This window comes from Euzebya sp. (genome assembly GCF_964222135.1).
In the GTDB taxonomy this organism is placed as follows: domain Bacteria; phylum Actinomycetota; class Nitriliruptoria; order Euzebyales; family Euzebyaceae; genus Euzebya.
In genome coordinates, this window is sequence record NZ_CAXQBR010000035.1 from 15,161 (window position 1) to 32,271 (window position 17,111).

Annotated in this window: 12 protein-coding genes and 1 tRNA gene; 6 read left to right on the forward strand and 7 right to left on the reverse strand. The window is 72.4% G+C overall.

What is annotated here, in order from left to right; translation table 11 throughout:
• Positions 1-41: 41 nt before the first annotated feature.
• Complete coding sequence (locus tag ACEQ2X_RS08695) at positions 42-473, reverse strand: cupin domain-containing protein (RefSeq protein WP_370325410.1); 432 nt, start codon at positions 471-473, stop codon at positions 42-44.
• Between the two features lie 233 nt (positions 474-706).
• Between ACEQ2X_RS08695 and ACEQ2X_RS08700 the strand changes: the two genes are divergently transcribed.
• Complete coding sequence (locus ACEQ2X_RS08700; RefSeq protein WP_370325411.1) at positions 707-2,077, forward strand: dienelactone hydrolase family protein; 1,371 nt, start codon at positions 707-709, stop codon at positions 2,075-2,077.
• Positions 2,078-2,167: 90 nt separating this feature from the next.
• Here the strand turns inward: ACEQ2X_RS08700 and ACEQ2X_RS08705 are convergent, their stop codons facing one another.
• Positions 2,168-2,635: a DUF3291 domain-containing protein gene (locus tag ACEQ2X_RS08705; protein WP_370325412.1), complete on the reverse strand. Its 468-nt coding sequence runs from the start codon at positions 2,633-2,635 to the stop codon at positions 2,168-2,170.
• Between the two features lie 116 nt (positions 2,636-2,751).
• On the reverse strand, positions 2,752-2,934 hold the full coding sequence (locus ACEQ2X_RS08710) for a hypothetical protein (RefSeq protein ID WP_370325413.1): 183 nt from the start codon (positions 2,932-2,934) through the stop codon (positions 2,752-2,754).
• A gap of 424 nt (positions 2,935-3,358) precedes the next feature.
• Here ACEQ2X_RS08710 and ACEQ2X_RS08715 point away from each other — a divergent pair.
• Positions 3,359-3,434, forward strand: a tRNA-Thr gene (locus ACEQ2X_RS08715).
• 475 nt (positions 3,435-3,909) lie between these two features.
• Positions 3,910-4,452, forward strand: a complete 543-nt coding sequence (locus ACEQ2X_RS08720) for a hypothetical protein (RefSeq protein ID WP_370325414.1) — start codon at positions 3,910-3,912, stop codon at positions 4,450-4,452.
• A gap of 78 nt (positions 4,453-4,530) precedes the next feature.
• Here ACEQ2X_RS08720 and ACEQ2X_RS08725 read toward each other — a convergent pair whose 3' ends face one another.
• The 4 genes from ACEQ2X_RS08725 to ACEQ2X_RS08740 all read right to left on the reverse strand — a co-directional run bounded on the left by ACEQ2X_RS08725 (position 4,531) and on the right by ACEQ2X_RS08740 (position 11,825).
• A complete protein-coding gene (locus tag ACEQ2X_RS08725) occupies positions 4,531-5,643 on the reverse strand; it encodes an ATP-binding protein (RefSeq protein ID WP_370325415.1) in 1,113 nt (370 codons plus the stop codon).
• A 48-nt stretch (positions 5,644-5,691) separates the two neighbouring features.
• Complete coding sequence (tmk, locus tag ACEQ2X_RS08730) at positions 5,692-7,884, reverse strand: dTMP kinase (protein ID WP_370325416.1); 2,193 nt, start codon at positions 7,882-7,884, stop codon at positions 5,692-5,694.
• Between the two features lie 107 nt (positions 7,885-7,991).
• Positions 7,992-10,745: a type I DNA topoisomerase gene (gene topA, locus ACEQ2X_RS08735; protein WP_370325417.1), complete on the reverse strand. Its 2,754-nt coding sequence runs from the start codon at positions 10,743-10,745 to the stop codon at positions 7,992-7,994.
• A gap of 54 nt (positions 10,746-10,799) precedes the next feature.
• Complete coding sequence (locus ACEQ2X_RS08740) at positions 10,800-11,825, reverse strand: HD domain-containing protein (protein WP_370325418.1); 1,026 nt, start codon at positions 11,823-11,825, stop codon at positions 10,800-10,802.
• 276 nt (positions 11,826-12,101) lie between these two features.
• Between ACEQ2X_RS08740 and ACEQ2X_RS08745 the strand changes: the two genes are divergently transcribed.
• From ACEQ2X_RS08745 to ACEQ2X_RS08755, 3 genes are all read left to right on the forward strand, one after another.
• Positions 12,102-14,210: a sodium-translocating pyrophosphatase gene (locus tag ACEQ2X_RS08745; protein ID WP_370325420.1), complete on the forward strand. Its 2,109-nt coding sequence runs from the start codon at positions 12,102-12,104 to the stop codon at positions 14,208-14,210.
• Between the two features lie 289 nt (positions 14,211-14,499).
• Complete coding sequence (locus ACEQ2X_RS08750) at positions 14,500-15,831, forward strand: ferredoxin reductase (protein WP_370325419.1); 1,332 nt, start codon at positions 14,500-14,502, stop codon at positions 15,829-15,831.
• Positions 15,803-17,011, forward strand: coding sequence for a fatty acid desaturase (locus ACEQ2X_RS08755; RefSeq protein ID WP_370325421.1), 1,209 nt, complete (start codon positions 15,803-15,805; stop codon positions 17,009-17,011). Before ACEQ2X_RS08750 ends, ACEQ2X_RS08755 begins: the two co-directional genes overlap by 29 nt.
• The last annotated feature ends 100 nt before the right edge of the window (positions 17,012-17,111 follow it).

A 17,111-nucleotide genomic window follows, 5' to 3' on the forward strand; every position in this document is an offset into this window, starting at 1 on the left:
AAGTGGTTCGACGTCTCCACTTGCCGGTCCTGCCGGGTGCGTCAGAAGAAGCGCTGCACGAGCGCGGCGACCTCCGCAGGGTCCGTCACCTCCTCACGCAGCCGGAAGAACTCGTCGAGGTGGCCCGGGGTGATGATGAAGAGGATCGTCGCGGGCCCGTCGATCGACCGGAACGTGTGGGTCCGGCCGCGTGGGAGGAAGAACGTCGTGCCGGGACCGCCGGTCCAGACCTCGTCGTCGCACTCGGCCTGCACGGTGCCGTCGAGGACGACGATCGTCTCGTCCTCGCGGGTGTGGCGGTGCGGTGGCGGGCCCTGGCCGTCGACGACGGTGCGGTAGATCGCCAGGCTGCCGGCGGTGGAGCGGTCCGAGCACTTCACCTCGGGTCCGCGGCCGTCCACGCCCTCGTCGGGTGCGAGCGCGTAGCCGGGGATCGGGGCGGAGGGGTCGGGGTGGTCGGTGTGTGGGGGCATGGTGAGGTGGTCCTCTCGGAGGTGGACCGGCGCGCGACGCGTCGCCGGTGGGAGCGCACCCCGGTCCGGGGTGCGCGGATCACGACGCGCTCAGGCGTCCCCGCGACGTGGGTGCATCGTGGACCTCCTCACTCCGGCGCCTCCATGCCGCCGACGTCCAACCCGTCGCCGGCACGCGACACGGCCACCATTGGACGCCGGCCGGGCAGGCGTGTCAATAGACTCCCGCGACCATGCGGCCCCTCGAGATCGTCCTGATCGTGGTGGCCGTCGTCGCGGTCGGCTGGCCGTCCGGTCGCAGTCGGGTGGTGGGCCTGGGCGTCGCCCTCGCCGCCGCCGCGGCGGCGCTCCTCCAGGTCGTCCTCGAGGGTGCGCGCTGGCAGCTGCTCCCCGCCTACGGCGTCGTGGTCCCGGTCGTCGTGTGGCGCCTCGTCCACCTCCGGTCGCCGCGCACGGGTCATCGCGCGTGGCGGGTGGCCGGTCTGGTCACGGGGGTGGTGGCCCTCGTGCTGAGCGCCGCCGCCGGGACGGTCCTGCCCGCCCCGTCGCTGCCGGCACCCGAGGGTCCGCACGCGGTCGGGACGACGAGCTGGGAGCTGGCACCGACCGGCCGCGACGACCCGTATCGCGAGGGCGAGCGACGGCTGGTGGCCCAGGCGTGGTACCCGACGACCGGCGACGGCCCCGTCGCCCCGTGGGTGGCGGACGCGGACGCCTTCAGCGCCGCCGTCGGCCCCCAGGTCGGCGTGCCGGGGATCGTGCTGGGCCACCTCGGGCTCGTCGAGTCGAACGCCGTCGCGGACGCGCCGATCGCCGGCGGCACCTGGCCGGTGGTGGTGTACAGCCACGGGTGGAGCGGGTTCCGGACCGTCCAGTCCGATCTCGCGGAGTCCCTCGCCAGCCACGGGTTCGTCGTGCTCGCACTGGACCACACCTCGGGGGCGGCGATCAGCCTGTTCCCCGACGGCTCGGCGATCCCCCTCGACCCCTCCGCGAACCCCGATCCCGATGAGGTCGGCTCGGCCGTGTACCGCGAGCGGATCACCCTGCTCGAGGCGACGTTCTCCGCCGACGTCGCCACGTTGCTCGACCAGCTGGCGGAGGGGGCGGGTCCCGCCGTGCTCGGTGACGACCTCCAGCTGGACGGCGTCGGCCTGGTCGGGCACTCGACCGGTGGGGGTGCGGCGTACCGGTTCTGCATCGTCGACGACCGGTGCGCGGCAGCCCTGGGGTTCGACCCGTGGGTGGAGCCGATCCCCGCCGAGCTGCGCGCCCAGGGGCTGGACGTGCCCGTGCGGTCCATCCGCAGCGAGGCGTGGCAGGGCAACGACAACGACACGCTGCTGCGCGGCCTACACGCGGACTCGCCGGGCGACGCCGGGGTGGACGTCGTCCCCGGCGCGATCCACCGCGACTTCACGCTCCTCCCCTTCCTCAGCCCCCTCGCCGGCCAGCTGGGCCTGTCCGGCGACGTGGACGCCGCGGCGATGCACGACGCGATCGACCGCGTCGCCGTCGCCTTCTTCGCCTGGCACCTCCGCGGCGAGGACCCGGGCACCGATCGCCCCGCCCTGGTCGTTCCCGACCCGGTCGCGGGCGGGTGAGGAGCACACACCCTCCGAGCCGGCCTGGGGGCCGGGCGTGCGGGCGGTCAGGCATCCGCCGGGACGACCGTGGTGACGGTGCCGCTGGCGTCAGCCGGCCGCGGCGACCTCGGGCGGTTCGAAGGCACGGCGGAACGTGAACGCGGTGGGCGACGGCCCGTGGGCACGGAGGTGGAGGAGTCGGTCCTCCGCCTCGGCGACGTCCGGGAGGTGGCTCTCCGGCACCCACCACAGCGCGACCGACGGCGCCTCGGCCGGGAGGAACCACTCGCGGCGGCGGCGCAGGAAGTCGACGTGCTCGGTCCGGAGGGTGAAGTCGAGCAGCGACTCGAGGTCCTGCCAGACGGTGATGTTGCTGATCAGGCCGGGGTCGCCGAAGAACGCGACGTCGGTGTTGCCCCCGTGCGCATCCCCCTCCTGCATGATCCAGACGAAGCCGGGCGCCGCGGCGCCGATCCCGTTGATCCGGTCGAGGTTGTCGACGAACCCCGCCATCCGGGGGTCGTCCAGCGGGTGGCGCATCCGCGCGACGTTGACCTGGGCGAGGTGGTGGCTCACGGCGACATGATGGCACGCCCGGATGCCGTCGCGGGCGCCGGCCTCGCTCGCGTTCGACCCCGCGGTAGGAACTACTCATCCCACGCCCGCGGGCCTGTGTGACCCTCCCGCGGATGTCACATCCTCTGCGCCGCCCTGCCCTGCTCGCCCTCGTGATCCTCGCGCTCGTCGTGCCCGGTCTCCCTCCAGCCGCGGCGCAGACCGGCGGGGGCCTGGTCGAGGTCGGCGGCGCCGAGGACGTGGTGGACGGCCGGACGCCGACGACCCTGGGGGCCGTGCTCGCCGGCGGGGGCGGCCACGTCGCGTTCGCCAGCACCGGCAACCACACGCAGTCCGCGGTCGCCGGCGGCCTGTTCGTCTTCAGGAGCGGCGGGTGCACCCAGGTGGACGCGGTCCCATCGCCGTGGGTGCGCGGCCCGCCCGTGGGAGCGGCGGGTGCACCCAGGTGGACGCGGTCCCATCGCCGTGGGTGCGCGGCCCGCCCGTGGGAGCGGCGGGCGCACCCAGGTGGACGCGGTCCCATCGCCGTGGGTGCGCGGCCCGCCGGTGAGAGCGGCGGACGCACCCGGGGGGGTGTCGCTCGACCTGGCGGATGGGGGTTGGTCCGGCGTGCGTGGACGAGGCGGTGCCGATCGGCCCGCCTCCAGCGCGGCGGCGAGGAGGGGTGCGAGCTGCACGGAGGGGCCGCTACCATTGCTCGTCCATCGGCTCCAACCGGTGTTCGCCCCTGTAGCTCAGTCGGAAGAGCGGCGCTCTCGTAAAGCGCAGGCCAGCGGTTCGATCCCGCTCGGGGGCTCCACACCCGGATGTCGCACCCAAGTCGCCAGCGCGATGTCGTGTGCGCGAACTCCGGCGGCCAGCGCCGCTCGTGCGGCCGTGAGGTGCGGGCCGATGAGGGGACGCGAGCCACCCTCGGCGATGCGGCGGAGGCGGGCAACGCGGGCCTCGGTGGTCGGATGGGGCCGCAGCCACCACGGCGGCAGGGTCGTGCGCGTCCTGTGGGCCTCCCACATGGCGCCGCTGTGGCGCTCCATCACCCACAGCGCCTGCGCGAGGAGCAGCAGGGTCGCCGCGGTCGGCGCCCACAGGATGGCCAATGGAGGGCGCGAGGGGCGGAGCAGTGTACGAGCGCGCCCACCACCGGGTCATCCTGTCCGCGCCAGTCCTCACGGACGTCTCACATCTCGCCCACTCGGTTAGGACCGGGACTAGTGTGCCGGCGCGAACGTGCGCCCGCTGACGAGCACGAGCACCCCACCCCGAAAGGAACCCCGATGCGCAAGACCATGCTGATCTTGGCGCTCCTCCTGTCCGTCCTCGCGGCCGCATGCGGTGGCGCCGACGACACGGCCGAGGACACCGACGACGCCGGCGACGAGGCCGCCGCAGACGTCGACGCCGATGTGGAGGCCACCACTGACGAGGACGGCACCGCAGAAGTCGATGCCGAGGTCTCGGGCACCATCGACGCCGCGGCGTGCCAGGAGGCCGCCGACGCGCTGAACGCCGTCCCCTCCGCCCTGGCCGACGCCACCACCGGCAGCGCCCAGGCCGACGCGATCATGGAGCAGGCCAACGCCTTCCTCGAGCTGGCCGACTCCGTCCCCGACGAGTACGCCAGCGACTTCCAGGTCCTGGGCGACACCTTCAACGAGATCGCCTCCGCCCTCGAGGGCATCGACCTCGAGTCCGGCGAGGTGCCGGACCAGGAGGCGCTGACCCAGCTCCAGGAGCTCTCGACCACGCTGTCGGGTCCGGAGATCACCGAGGCCAGCACCAACGTCGGCGAGTACTTCGCCGCCGGGTGCCCGAGCTAGCACCTCCCTGACGCACACGACGCCCCGCCGGTCCGCCGGCGGGGCGTCGCGCGTTCGATCGGGTGCGCCCGCCTGGCGCTAGGGCTGCAGCGACCGGGCGTGGGCGCCGAGGATGAACGCCTCGACGGCCAGGTCCCAGCGGACGTTGACCTCGATCGACTCCCGGACGTGGAGGGCGGCGTCGCAGATGTCGAGGAGCGCCCCCGCCGACACCGCCTCGGCCTGCTCGGACAGCGCGTCCAGGGCGTCGACGTTCCGGACGGCGTCCGCGCCCCCTCCCCCACCGACGACGAGGGCGTCGCGGCACCAGCCGACGACGTCGTCGAGGGCCTGCTGCACGGTGGCGGTCTGCTCGGCGCGGGCGAGGCGCTTGTAGCGCTCCTCGAGGTCCTTCAGCACCGGCCGGGGCGGCTGGTCGCCGTAGAGCTCGGTGAGCTGCTCGAGCTGGGCGTCCCCCTCCGCCTCGATCGCCTTCACCCGACGGCCGATCTCATCCTTCAGCGCCCGCGACGCGAGCAGGGCGAAGCCCGGCCCGTCGGCGCGGACCCGCACCAGCCACTCCCGGTGGGCCCGGTAGTCGGCCAGCGCCGTCGGGTCGGCCAGCCGCCGCAGGACCGTCGGCGACCCCATCGCCGCGCGCACCGCGAGCTGCGCGTCGACGCCGGTCAGGTCGAGGGACGCCGCGAGCTCCGACAGCTGCGCGGCGTTCCAGGCCGCGAAGGTCACCACGCGGCAGCGCGACAGGATCGTGTCGGGCAGCTCGGCCGGATCGGCCAGGTCGAGGATCCACACCGTCCCGGGCGGCGGCTCCTCGAGCGCCTTGAGGAACGCGTTCGCGGCCTCGGGGTTCATCCGGTCCGCCGCGACGATGCGGAGGACCTTGACCCGCCCCTCCTTGATCGTCTGGTTGGCCGCGTCCAGCCACAGCGAGCGGACGTCCTCCTTGCGGTGGAACGCCCCGACGGGGGTGAACTCGCGGTACGCCGGGTGGGCGCCGCGCAGGAACCGACCGGTCAGGACCTCGTCGCCCAACGCCCCGTTCGCGTCGGCGGCGAAGGCCCGGGCGACCTCTGTCTGGCCGACGTCTGGGGGGCCGACGAAGGCCCACGCGTGGCCGATGTCGTCGCGCGTGACCGCGCCCGACAGCACCTCGGCTGCCCGGCGTTGGGCCGGGATGTCCCACACGTCCACGTCCGCGGAGGCTAGCGCGCGGGTGGGACAGGTCCGTCGCGACCCAGATCAGCCCTCGGCGGTGTCGCCGAACCCGTCCGCCTCACGACCGTCGTCGACCGGGGTCCCGGCGATCGGGGTGTCGATCGGCATCGGCAGCCAGCGGTGCAGGGCGGCACGGACCTGGCGGTGGATGCTCGTGGTGTCGGCGTGCGCGTCGATGATGAGGAACCGGTCGCGGTCGTTCCGCGCGAGATCGAGGTAGCCCTTCGCGACCCGCTTGTGGAACGCGAGGTCCTCGGCCTCCATGCGGTCGAACCCGTTGGGGTCGGCGTTCGGGAAGCTCACGAGGTTGTCCGCCCGGCCCGGTCGGCGGCCGGCGCCGTCACCCGACCCGGACCGGCGCGACACCCGGTGCAACCCCTCCTGCGGGTCCAGGTTGAGCAGCACGACCACGTCGGGCAGCACGCCGGCGACCGCCCAGCGGTTGACCTCGTGCACCTCGTCGACCCGCAGCCCACGCCCGTAGCCCTGGTAGGCAAGCGAGGAGTCGACGAACCGGTCGCAGAGCACGACCTTCCCCTCCTCGAGCGCCGGTCGGATCGTGTGCTCGACGTGGTCCGCGCGGGCGGCGGCGATCAGCAGCGCCTCGGTCCGGTCCCCCATCCCGACCGTCTGCGGGTCGAGCACCAGCGCGCGGATCTGCTCGGCGAGGTCCGCGCCACCCGGCTCGCGGGTCACCACCACGTCACGGCCCTCAGCGCCGAGCTGGTCGGCGAGCAAGCGGATCTGGGTGGACTTGCCCGCCCCCTCGACGCCCTCGAAGCTGATGAACAGGCCGTCGGTGGTCCGCTGCGGCGGCGCCGGCGGCAGGCGCATGGGCTGCTGGCCGGTCCGGCGCGCCGACGCGATGGCCGACCGGGTCCGCAGGCCGAAGTACAGCGCGATCAGCCCGCCGACGATGACGGTGACCCGCACGCCGGTGACGGTCAGCATGCCGGTGGCGGTCCCCAGCGACAGGCGACCGATCGCGCCGGCGACGAACGGGCCGATGCCCAGCGCGGCGAAGAGGCTGATGCGGGTCAGCACGTAGAAGAGGCTGAACGTGCGCGCCCTGGTGACGTCCTCGGTGTGGGTCTGCAGGAGCGTGTAGCCCTGCACCACCGCGACGCCCGCCGACGCCCCCAGCAGGGCGCCGATCGCCAGGGCCATGCCGAAGTTGACGCTGAGCGCGGTGAGCACGGCGAGCAGCCCCGTCACCGCCAGCATGATCGGGAACACCAGCTCCTGGGTGTAGCGCCGCAGGAGCGGGATCAGCACCGCGATGCCGACGACGAGCCCGCCGCCGACGACGCTGAGGAGGATCGACCAGTCGGCCTCGGGGCGGCCGAGGTCGCGGGCGACGAAGACCGGGCCGAGGCCGATGACCACGCCGGCGCCGAAGAACACGCCGACGATGCCGCTGATCAGTGCGCGCAGGAGCGGGAAGCCGCGGATGAAGTCGAGGCCCTCGCGGAGCTCCTGCAGCACGCCGGGCTGCTCGTCGGCGTCCTTGCGCTGCTGGCGCCGCTCGGCCTCGCCGGGCAGGTCGACCTTGAACAGCAGCATCCCGCTCAGCACGAAGCTGATCGCGTTCAGGACCAGGGCCAGGCGCAGCGGGTCCGCGTCGATCGCCAGCAGCGCGCCGATCCCGTTGGCGGCCGCGATCATCACCGTGGTCGACACCGCACCCAGGGGGAGGGTGCCGTAGCTGCACAGCAGGTTGAGCTGGTTGGCCTCGGTCAGGTGCGCGTCGTCCTCGACGACCTGGGGCAGCGACGCGTCCTTCGCCGACAGGAAGAGCAGCGAGATGCACTCGACGATGAACGTCAGCGCGAAGATCGCCAGCACGTCACCGGCGAAGGCGATCATCAGGTAGACGACCGCCCGCGACATGTCGGTGAAGACCAGGACCTTCCGCCGGTCGTACCGGTCGGCGATCACGCCGGCGATCGGCCCGAACAGCGCCGACGGCAACAGGCGGATCATCAGCAGGCCGCCGACCGCGAACAGCGCGGACGACGAGTCCTCGTTCAGCTGGGTCATCAGCGCCGTCAGCGCGACGAAGCCCATCCAGTCGCCCACGCTCGAGGTGAACGACGACGCGAACCAGTACCGGAAGTTCCGGTTGCGCAGCAGCTGCACGTACGCCGACCGGGACGACGGCATGGCTCGGACCGGCTCGTCGGAGCCGGGGGCGTGGTAGAAGGGGTCGCTGGGCATGGGGAGGGCCGGCTGCAGTGCGCGCGCGGAGCACTCAGCGTACGCCGGGTGTGCACCCCGCGGTCCCCGGCCTCCCGGCCGGTCCCACCTAGGGGGCTCCCCCGACGTCAGCTGCGCTTGCGGGCGCTGGACGCCTTCTTCGCGCTCGTCTTCTTGGCGCTCTTCTTCTTGGTCGCCTTCTTCCGCGACGCGCTCTTCTTCGGCGTCTGGCCCTTGGCTGCCATCCGCTCGCGGCGCATCTGCAGCAGCTCGCTGGCGCGCTCGTCGGTCAGGTTCTCGACCGTGTCGCCCTTGCGGAGGCTGGCGTTCACCTCACCATCGGTCACGTACGCGCCGAAGCGGCCGTTGCGGACCGACATCGGTTGCTCGGAGACCTTGTCGGTGCCGAGCTCGCGCAGGACGGGGTTGGACCGCTGGCGGGCGCTCTTCTTGTCCTGGGCGAGCAGCTTCAGCCCGTCGTCGAGGGTCACGGTGAACAGCTCGGACTCGCTGCCCAGGCTGCGCGTCTCCTTGCCCCACTTGAGGTACGGGCCGTACCGGCCGTTCTGCACCGTGATGGGCTCGCCGTCCTCGGGGTGCCGCCCGATCTCGCGCGGCAGGCTGAGCAGGCGGAGGGCGTCGGACAGCTCGATCGTGTCGAGGGACATGGAGCTGAACAGCGAGGCGGTCTTCTCCGGCTTGCCGTCCGCCGGGTCGCCCAGCTGCACGTAGGGGCCGAAGCGGCCGTTGCGGGCCACGACGGGCTGGTCGGTCTCGGGGTCGGTGCCGAGCAGCCGGTCGTCGTTCGGCGCCTCGAGGAGCTCCTCCGCGCGCTGCGGCGTCAGCTCGTCCGGGACGATGTCGTCGGGGAGGGACGCGGTGTCCTCGCCCCGCTGCAGGTACGGCCCGTAGCGCCCGACGCGGGCGACGATCGTCGTGCCGGACGAGTCCTGGCCGAGCGGGATGGAGTTGATCGCCGCCGCGTCGATCTCGTCGAGGCGGTCGGTCACCATCTCCTTCAGCCCGAGGGGGTTGGCGACCACGGCCGGCCCGTCACCCGAGGGGCCGCCCGACCCGGCGCCCGCGACCGCGGTCCCGCCCTCGGGGCCGCCGAAGTAGAACCGGCTGAGCCACGGGACCCGGTCGAAGTTGCCCGCGGCGATCTCGTCGAGGTCGTCCTCCATCTTCGCGGTGAACTCGTAGTCGACGAGGTGCGCGAAGTGGCGCTCGAGCAGCGACACGACCGCGAAGGCGGTGAACGACGGCACGAGCGCGCCGGACTTCTTCCACACGTAGCCGCGGCCGATGATCGTGGAGATGATCGAGGCGTAGGTGGAGGGCCGCCCGACGCCGAGCTCCTCGAGCTTCTGCACCAGCTTGGGCTCGTTGTACCGCGCCGGCGGCTTGGTCTCGTGCCCCTCCGCGGTGACCTCCTCGGCCGACAGGACGTCGCCCTCGGCCATCGGCGGCAGGAACGTCTCGCGGTCGGCCAGGGCCTCCTCGGGGTCGTCGGACCCCTCGACGTAGGCGCGGAAGAACCCGGGGAAGGTGATGGTCCGGCCGCTCGCGCTGAACTGCGCGGTCGCGCCGGCGTCCTCGCCGCCCTGGGAGCCGACCGGCGCCTCCAGTCGGACGCTGACGGTCTGGCCGACCGCGTCGGTCATCTGGCTCGCGATCGTGCGGGTCCAGATCAGCTCGTAGAGCCGCCGCTCCTCGCTGCCCAGCTCGCCGCGGAGCTCGTCGGGCGTGCGGAACGTCTCGCCGGAGGGGCGGACGGCCTCGTGCGCCTCCTGGGCGTTCTTCGACTTCTTCGCGTAGATCCGCGGGCTGTCCGGCAGGTAGTCGTCGCCGTAGCGGGCGCGGATCTGGTCCCGCGCCGCGGTGAGCGCCGAGTCCGACAGCATCGTCGAGTCGGTGCGCATGTAGGTGATGTAGCCGTTCTCGTACAGCCGCTGGGCGACCTGCATGGTCCGGCTCGAGCTAAAGCGCAGCTTCCGCCCCGCCTCCTGCTGGAGCGTGGAGGTGGAGAACGGCGCCGGCGGCTTGCGCCGGTACGGCTTGGTCTCGACGGAGCTGACCGTGAACGTCGCGTCCTCGAGGCCCGCCGCGATCGCGCGTGCCCGCGTCTCGTCCAGGCGGGCGACGCCGTCGGACGTGAGCCGTCCCTGCTGGTCGAAGTCCCGTCCGGACGCGAGCCGCGCCCCGTCGAGAGCGGTCATGGAGGACTCGAAGGCGCTCCCACCCTCCTTCACCAACTCCGCCGACAGGTCCCAGTAGCTGGCCGGCACGAACGCCATGCGCTCGCGCTCCCGCTCCACGACGATGCGGGTGGCGACCGACTGGACCCGCCCGGCCGACAGACCCGGGTTGATCTTCTTCCACAGGACCGGGGACAGCTCGTAGCCGTAGAGCCGGTCGAGGATCCGCCGGGCCTCCTGCGCGTCGACCAGGCGCTCGTCGAGGTCGATGGTGTGCTCGATCGCGTGGCGGATCGCCGCGTCGGTGATCTCGCCGAACACCATCCGCCGGACGGGGACGCGCGGTTGGAGGACCTCGAGCAGGTGCCAGGCGATGGCCTCGCCCTCGCGGTCCTTGTCCGTCGCGAGGATCAGCTCGTCGGCCTGCTTCACCAGCTTCCGCAGGTTCGCGACCGTCTTCTTCTTGTCGGGGTTGACGACGTAGACGGGTTCGAAGTCGTGCTCGGTGTCCACACCCATCGAGGCCCAGGGCTTGCCCTTGTGCTCGGCAGGGACCTCCGCGGCGTTGGCCGGGAGGTCGCGGATGTGACCGACTGAGGACTCGACGATGTAGTCAGAGCCCAGGATCTTGCCGATCTTCGTCGCCTTGGTGGGCGACTCGACGATGACGAGGGACTTGGGCATGGTCCTTGATGGGTAGCAGGGTTGACGGCCGACTGCACGTCGTCCGGGGTGGGATCAGACCACGGGATCGAGCGGCGGGACCTCGAACAGGCGCGGGCGGAACCAGCGGTCGTGCAGCGCCAGCGCGTACCGGTCAGTCATACCCGATACGTAGTCGGCGACCCTGGTCAGCAGGTCGGCGTCGGGGTCGGCGTAGGTGTCGGGGAGGTGCTCGGGGTGGTCGAGGAGGTACTCGACGAGCTCGGTGACGACCCGCGTGGCCGCCCGGGTGTGGCTCAGCTGCTCCGGCCCCAGGTAGACGCGGTCGAACATGAACGCGCGAAGCTCGTGCATCACCGGCAGGAGCGCGTCGTCCATGCCCAGGCGGCCCGTCGCGACGGTGTGGTCCACGACCGCGTCGATGAACTGCCCGATCCAGCTGCTGCCCGGCGCGCCGAGCGCCGCGGTCACCGACGCCGGCAGGTCCGCCGGCGTCAGCAGGTCCGCCCGGAGGGCATCGAGCACGTCGTGGGTCAGGTAGGCGATGCGGTCGGCGAAGCGCACGCACCCGGCCTCGGGCGTGGCCGGGGCGGGGTCGACCTTCCAGGGGTGGCGCAGGATCCCGTCACGGGTCTCGGCGCACAGGTTGAGGGGTTCGAGGACGTCGTAGATCCGCACCGACTGCGCCGAGTGGACCCAGCCGTGGGGGAAGAAGGCCGCGAGCGCATCCTCGCCGGTGTGCCCGAAGGGGGTGTGGCCGACGTCGTGGCCGAGCGCGACCGCCTCCGCCAGCGGCTCGTTGAGCGCCAGGGCCGCGGCGATGGACCGGGCGACCTGGGCGACCTGGAGGGTGTGGGTCAGCCGGGTGACCGTGTGGTCGCCGGTCGGGTTCATGAAGACCTGCGTCTTGTGCTTGAGCCGCCGGAACGCCTTCGAGTGGGTGATCCGGTCGCGGTCGCGCTCGAAGCAGGTCCGGTACGGGTCGTCCGGTTCGGGGTCCCGCCGTCCCGCGGACGACGCGGACCGCGTGGCGGCGGGCGAGAGGGATCGTGCCTCCTCCGCCTCGCGGTCGGCGCGGCGCCGGTACCTGAACTCCGTCATGGCCGTTCACGGTACCCAGCGGGTCCGCGGCCGGGGTGGCGGGTATGTGGACGACGTCGGACCCGCCGGCGCGTTCGTGCCGGCTCGCGGCGGCTGCGTACACTGCCCCGGAGTCCCGCCCGGCGGGGCCTGTCGCGTGCGTGCGCTCGGTGAGCACTGCGTGCGTGCGCACGACGCGTGGCCGCCGGGCAGCTTGAAGCACCGAGCCGTGATGCGCAGAGGCCCTCGGGCACCCACGGCGCACCGACCGATGGAAAGCGTGAGACGAGGAGTTGGATCCCCTACGTCGCTGCGCTCGCAGCGATCGCCGGCCTCGGGCTGGCCTTCTACTTCAACATGGTGGTGAACCGGGCCGACCCCGGCACGGAGGTCATGCGGGAGCTGGCCGCCGCCATCCGCGAGGGCGCCCAGGCGTTCCTCCGCCGCGAGTACCGCTGGGTGGCGGTGTTCGTCGCGATCATGACCGTCCTGATCATGATCGTGCTGCCCTACGGCGCCCCCTGGGGTGCCGTGGCCTACCTGATGGGGGCGGTCTTCAGCGCGCTCGCCGGCGTGGTGGGCATGCAGATCGCCACGGCGGCGAACGTCCGCACCGCGAACGCCGCGCGGGACGGCGCCGCCAAGGCGCTGCCCCTCGCCTTCAAGGGCGGCGCGGTCATGGGCTTCACGGTCGCCGGCCTCGGCCTGCTCGGCATCAGCCTCTGCTACATCCTGTTCGTCGACGTCCTGGCGGTCGACGATGCGTTCAGCATCGTCGCGGCGTTCGGCCTCGGCGCCTCGTCGATCGCGCTGTTCGCCCGCATCGGCGGCGGCATCTACACCAAGGCCGCCGACGGCGGCGCCGACCTGGGCGGCAAGGTCGAGGCGGGCCTCCCCGAGGACGACCCGCGCCACCCCGCCACGATCGCCGACAACGTCGGCGACAACGTGGGTGACGTGGCCGGCATGGGCGCGGACCTGTTCGAGTCCTACGCCGGATCGATCGTGGCCCCGATCGTCCTCGCCGCGCTGCTGTTCGGCGGGTTCGCGACCGGGCAGGAGGGCGCCATCGTGGAGGTCGGGGACAACGCCCTGCTGCAGTCCTCCTTCCTCTTCCCCCTGCTCGTCGCCGCCGTCGGCATGATCGCGTCGATCGTCGGCGCGCTGCTGGTCCGCGGTCGGCCGGGCCGCTCGCTGTCGTCCCAGCTCCACTTCGGGACCAACCTGGCCATGGTCATCACCGGCGCGGTGTCCCTCGCCGCGGGCGCGTGGATCTTCGCCGACGTCCCGGAGGTGGAGAACGGCCTGCTCCTCGGCCTCGTCATCGTGATCGGGCTGGTCGCCGGGTACGCGATCGGCTTCACGTCGGAGTACTACACCTCCGACCACTACACCCCCGTCAAGAAGCTCGCCGGCCAGTCCGAGACCGGGCCGGCCACGGTGATCATCGGCGGCATCGCCGACGGCATGCTGTCGACCGTCGCCTCGGTCGTGCTGATCGTCGCCGCGATCGGCGCCTCCTTCTGGCTGGGCGACCTGGCCTTCACCGACGAGCTCGCCACCAACGGCGGCCTGTACGCGGCGGCGCTCGCGGCGATCGGCATGCTGGCCACCACCGGCGCCGTGGTCGCCGTCGACGCCTACGGGCCGATCAGCGACAACGCCGGCGGCATCGCCGAGATGGCCCACCTCCCGCCGGAGGTCCGCGAGGTCACCGACGGCCTCGACGCGCTCGGCAACACCACCGCCGCGGTCGCGAAGGGCTTCGCGATCGGCTCCGCCGCGCTGACCGCGCTGGCGCTGTTCCGCTCCTACACCGCGGCGGTCTCACCCCCCGGTGAGACCCTCGTCATCGACCTGACGAGCGTCCCGGTCGTCATCGGCCTGTTCATCGGTTCGATGGCCACGTTCGCCTTCGCCGCGCTGACGATGAAGTCCGTCGGTCGCGCCGCCCAGGCGATGATCGTCGAGGTCCGCCGGCAGTTCGCCGAGATCCCGGGCCTGCGCGAGGGCCGGGAGGGCGTGAAGCCCGACTCGGCGCGCTGCGTGGCGATCTCGACCGACGCGTCGCTGAAGGAGATGGTGATCCCCGGCGCCCTGGCCGTCGTCCTCCCCCTCGTCATCGGGTTCTTCTCCGTCGAGGCGCTCGGCGGCCTGCTGGCCGGCGCCCTCGCCACCGGCTTCATGCTGGCCATCTTCATGGCCAACGCCGGCGGCGCGTGGGACAACGCGAAGAAGTACATCGAGGCCGGCAACTTCGGCGGCAAGGGCTCGGAGAACCACAAGGCGGCCGTCACCGGCGACACCGTCGGCGACCCGTTCAAGGACACCTCCGGTCCCGCGATGAACATCCTCATCAAGGTCATGACCATCGTCAGCCTGGTGTTCGCCCCGGCCTTCATCTAGCCAGCCCACGGGCGTTCGCGCCCTCGACGACGCCCCCGCCCGGTGATCCTGGGCGGGGGCGTCGTCGTGTGCCGCGTGCGCGAGGTGGGCGGGGTGGGCGGGGTGGGCGGGGTGGGCGCCGATGTGGGGCGCGATCGGGGCCTCCATCGCCTGACGGCGACGTTCGGCGCGATCCTGCACCGTCCGGTGCCCTTCGGACCGACGGCCGGTAGACATGCGCCGGGTCTACTGTTACACCTTTCACTGCAATGGTCGGGATGAGCGGGAGGGAGGGGTGCAGGTGGTGAGCATGTCCAGCGCGCAGCACTGGGTGCCGTCGGTGGCGCAGGAGGCCGGGGGCTCGTTCCACGCGGGTCCGCTGCAGGTGCGGACCCGGACGATCCCGGCGCGGTTGCGGCGGGTGCTGCGATCCCGCGTGGTCGAGCGGGCGACGACCCCCCACGGGATCGACTCCTACCTGCAGGTCCTCAACCCGCTGTGGGCGGTCGAGACCACCCGCGCGCTGCTCGTCGAGAAGGTCCGTGAGACGCGGGACACGTCGACCCTCACCTTCGACCCCGGACCAGGCTGGGGGCCTCCGGAGGCCGGCCAGCACGTCCAGATCAAGGTGTCGCTGGACGGGGTGGTGCGGACCCGCCACTTCTCGATCTCCTCGAGCGCCCACCGCGACGACGGCCGGTTCACCCTGACCGTCAAGGCGCACGACGAGGGTTACGTGTCCCGGTTCCTCCACACCCACGCCCGCACCGGGCTGGTGGTGGAGGTCTCCGAACCCCGCGGCGAGTTCACCCTCCCCGACCCGCGCCCCGACCACCTGCTGCTCGTCTCCGGCGGCAGCGGCATCACCCCGGTGATGGCCATGCTGCGGACGCTCGTGGACGAGGGGCACGAGGGCCGGGTGACGTTCCTCCACTACGCGCGGACCAACGCGGACCGGATCTTTGCGACTGAGCTCGAGGACCTCGCCGGCCGGGTCGACGCCCTGGACGTGGTGCAGGTCCTGACCGGGGAGGAGGTGCCGGACTCCCGGCTCCAGGGCCGCCTGGTCGTCGAGCACCTGGACGAGGTCGCCAAGGGGTGGGCGGACGCCACGGCGTTCGTCTGCGGACCCGCCGGCATGCTCGAGGCCGCCGAGGCCGTCTGGGCCGACGCCGACGCGGCGGGTCAGCTGCACGTCGAGCGGTTCGCCCTGCACCCCGACCTGGGTGCCGGCACCGGTGAGGGACGGATCCGGTTGGCCGACTCCGAGCTCGAGATCGACGACGACGGCCGCCCCCTGCTCGCCCAGGCGGAGGACGCCGGCCTGCAACCCGACTACGGCTGCCGCATGGGCATCTGCAAGACCTGCACGACCCGCAAGGTCAGCGGCATCACCGAGAACCTGACCAGCGGGGACACCTCGACCGAGGACGACGACGACATCCAGATCTGCGTGAGCGTCGCGAAGGGCGACGTCGAGCTCGCGCTCCGACACCGACCTGGGAGGGAGCACCAGAATGAGCACGACCACACCACCGACCCCGGCGCACAACGACGCCGGCACCCCGACCGCCCCGACGATCGCGGAGGGGCAGGAGACCGACGACTCGGCCATCCGCGCACGGACGGGCCTGACCGATGAGCAGATCGCCGAGCTGGGTCGTGAGTTCGACCGGATCCGCGAGCGGGTCCTGAACGACCTGGGCGAGGACGACGCCCGCTACATCCGCGGCGTCATCCGCGCCCAGCGGGCGTTCGAGATCGCCGGCCGCGGCCTGCTGTTCCTGTCGTTCAACCCCGTCGCGTGGGCGGCCGGGGTGGCCTCGCTCTCCATGTCGAAGATCCTCGACAACATGGAGATCGGCCACAACGTCATGCACGGCCAGTACGACTTCATGAACGACCCGAAGATCCACTCGAAGAGCTTCGAGTGGGACACCGCCGCCCCGTCGGCGAACTGGAAGCTGTCCCACAACTTCATGCACCACACGTACACCAACATCCTGGGCAAGGACCGGGACATCGGCTACGGGGTGCTGCGCATGACCGAGGACCAGGAGTGGACGCCGCGCGACCGCGGCAACGCCGTGTACGCGACCCTGCTGGCCCTGCTGTTCCAGTGGGGCGTGGCCGTCCACGACCTCGAGATCGAGCAGCTGCGCAACGGCACGAACTCCTGGGAGGACGTCCAGGACGTCGCGAAGGTCATCGCGGAGAAGTCCGCCAAGCAGGCCGGCAAGGACTACGTGCTGTTCCCGCTGCTCGCCGGCCCGCTCGCGCTGCACGTGGCTGCCGGGAACCTGGCGGCGAACCTCGTCCGCAACGTGTGGGCGTTCACGATCATCTTCTGCGGCCACTTCCCCGACGGCACCGCGATGTTCACCCCGGAGGAGGTGGAGCGGGAGTCCCGCGGCGGCTGGTACCTGCGTCAGATGCTCGGCTCGGCGAACGTCCGGGGGAGCCGGCTGTTCCACATCGTCAGCGGGAACCTCGGCCACCAGATCGAGCACCACCTGTTCCCCGACCTGCCGTCACGGCGCTACGCGATGCTGTCGAGCGAGGTGCGGGACATCTGCGAGCGCTACGGGCTGCCGTACAACACCGGCTCCCTGCGCGAGCAGTTCGGCTCGGTGGTCCGCAAGATCCGCCGGCTCGCGAAGCCGGACGGCTCGTCGGGCCCGGACCGCAACGAGCAGGTGGAGCTGCACCCCCGCAGCGGTGTCCCGAAGGACCTCCACCGCATCAACGGCGTCGAGATCCCGCTGGCGGCGTCGCGCGCGGCCGCGAAGAAGCGACGCGAGCGCGAGTCCGCGGCGGCCTAGCGACCGCGGCGGTCCCGGAGCCGGGCAGTCGGGTTCCGGGGCCGTCCAGAGTCGTCCGGGGCACGGTGTGTCGGGAGGCCCGTCATGGCGACGGGCCTCC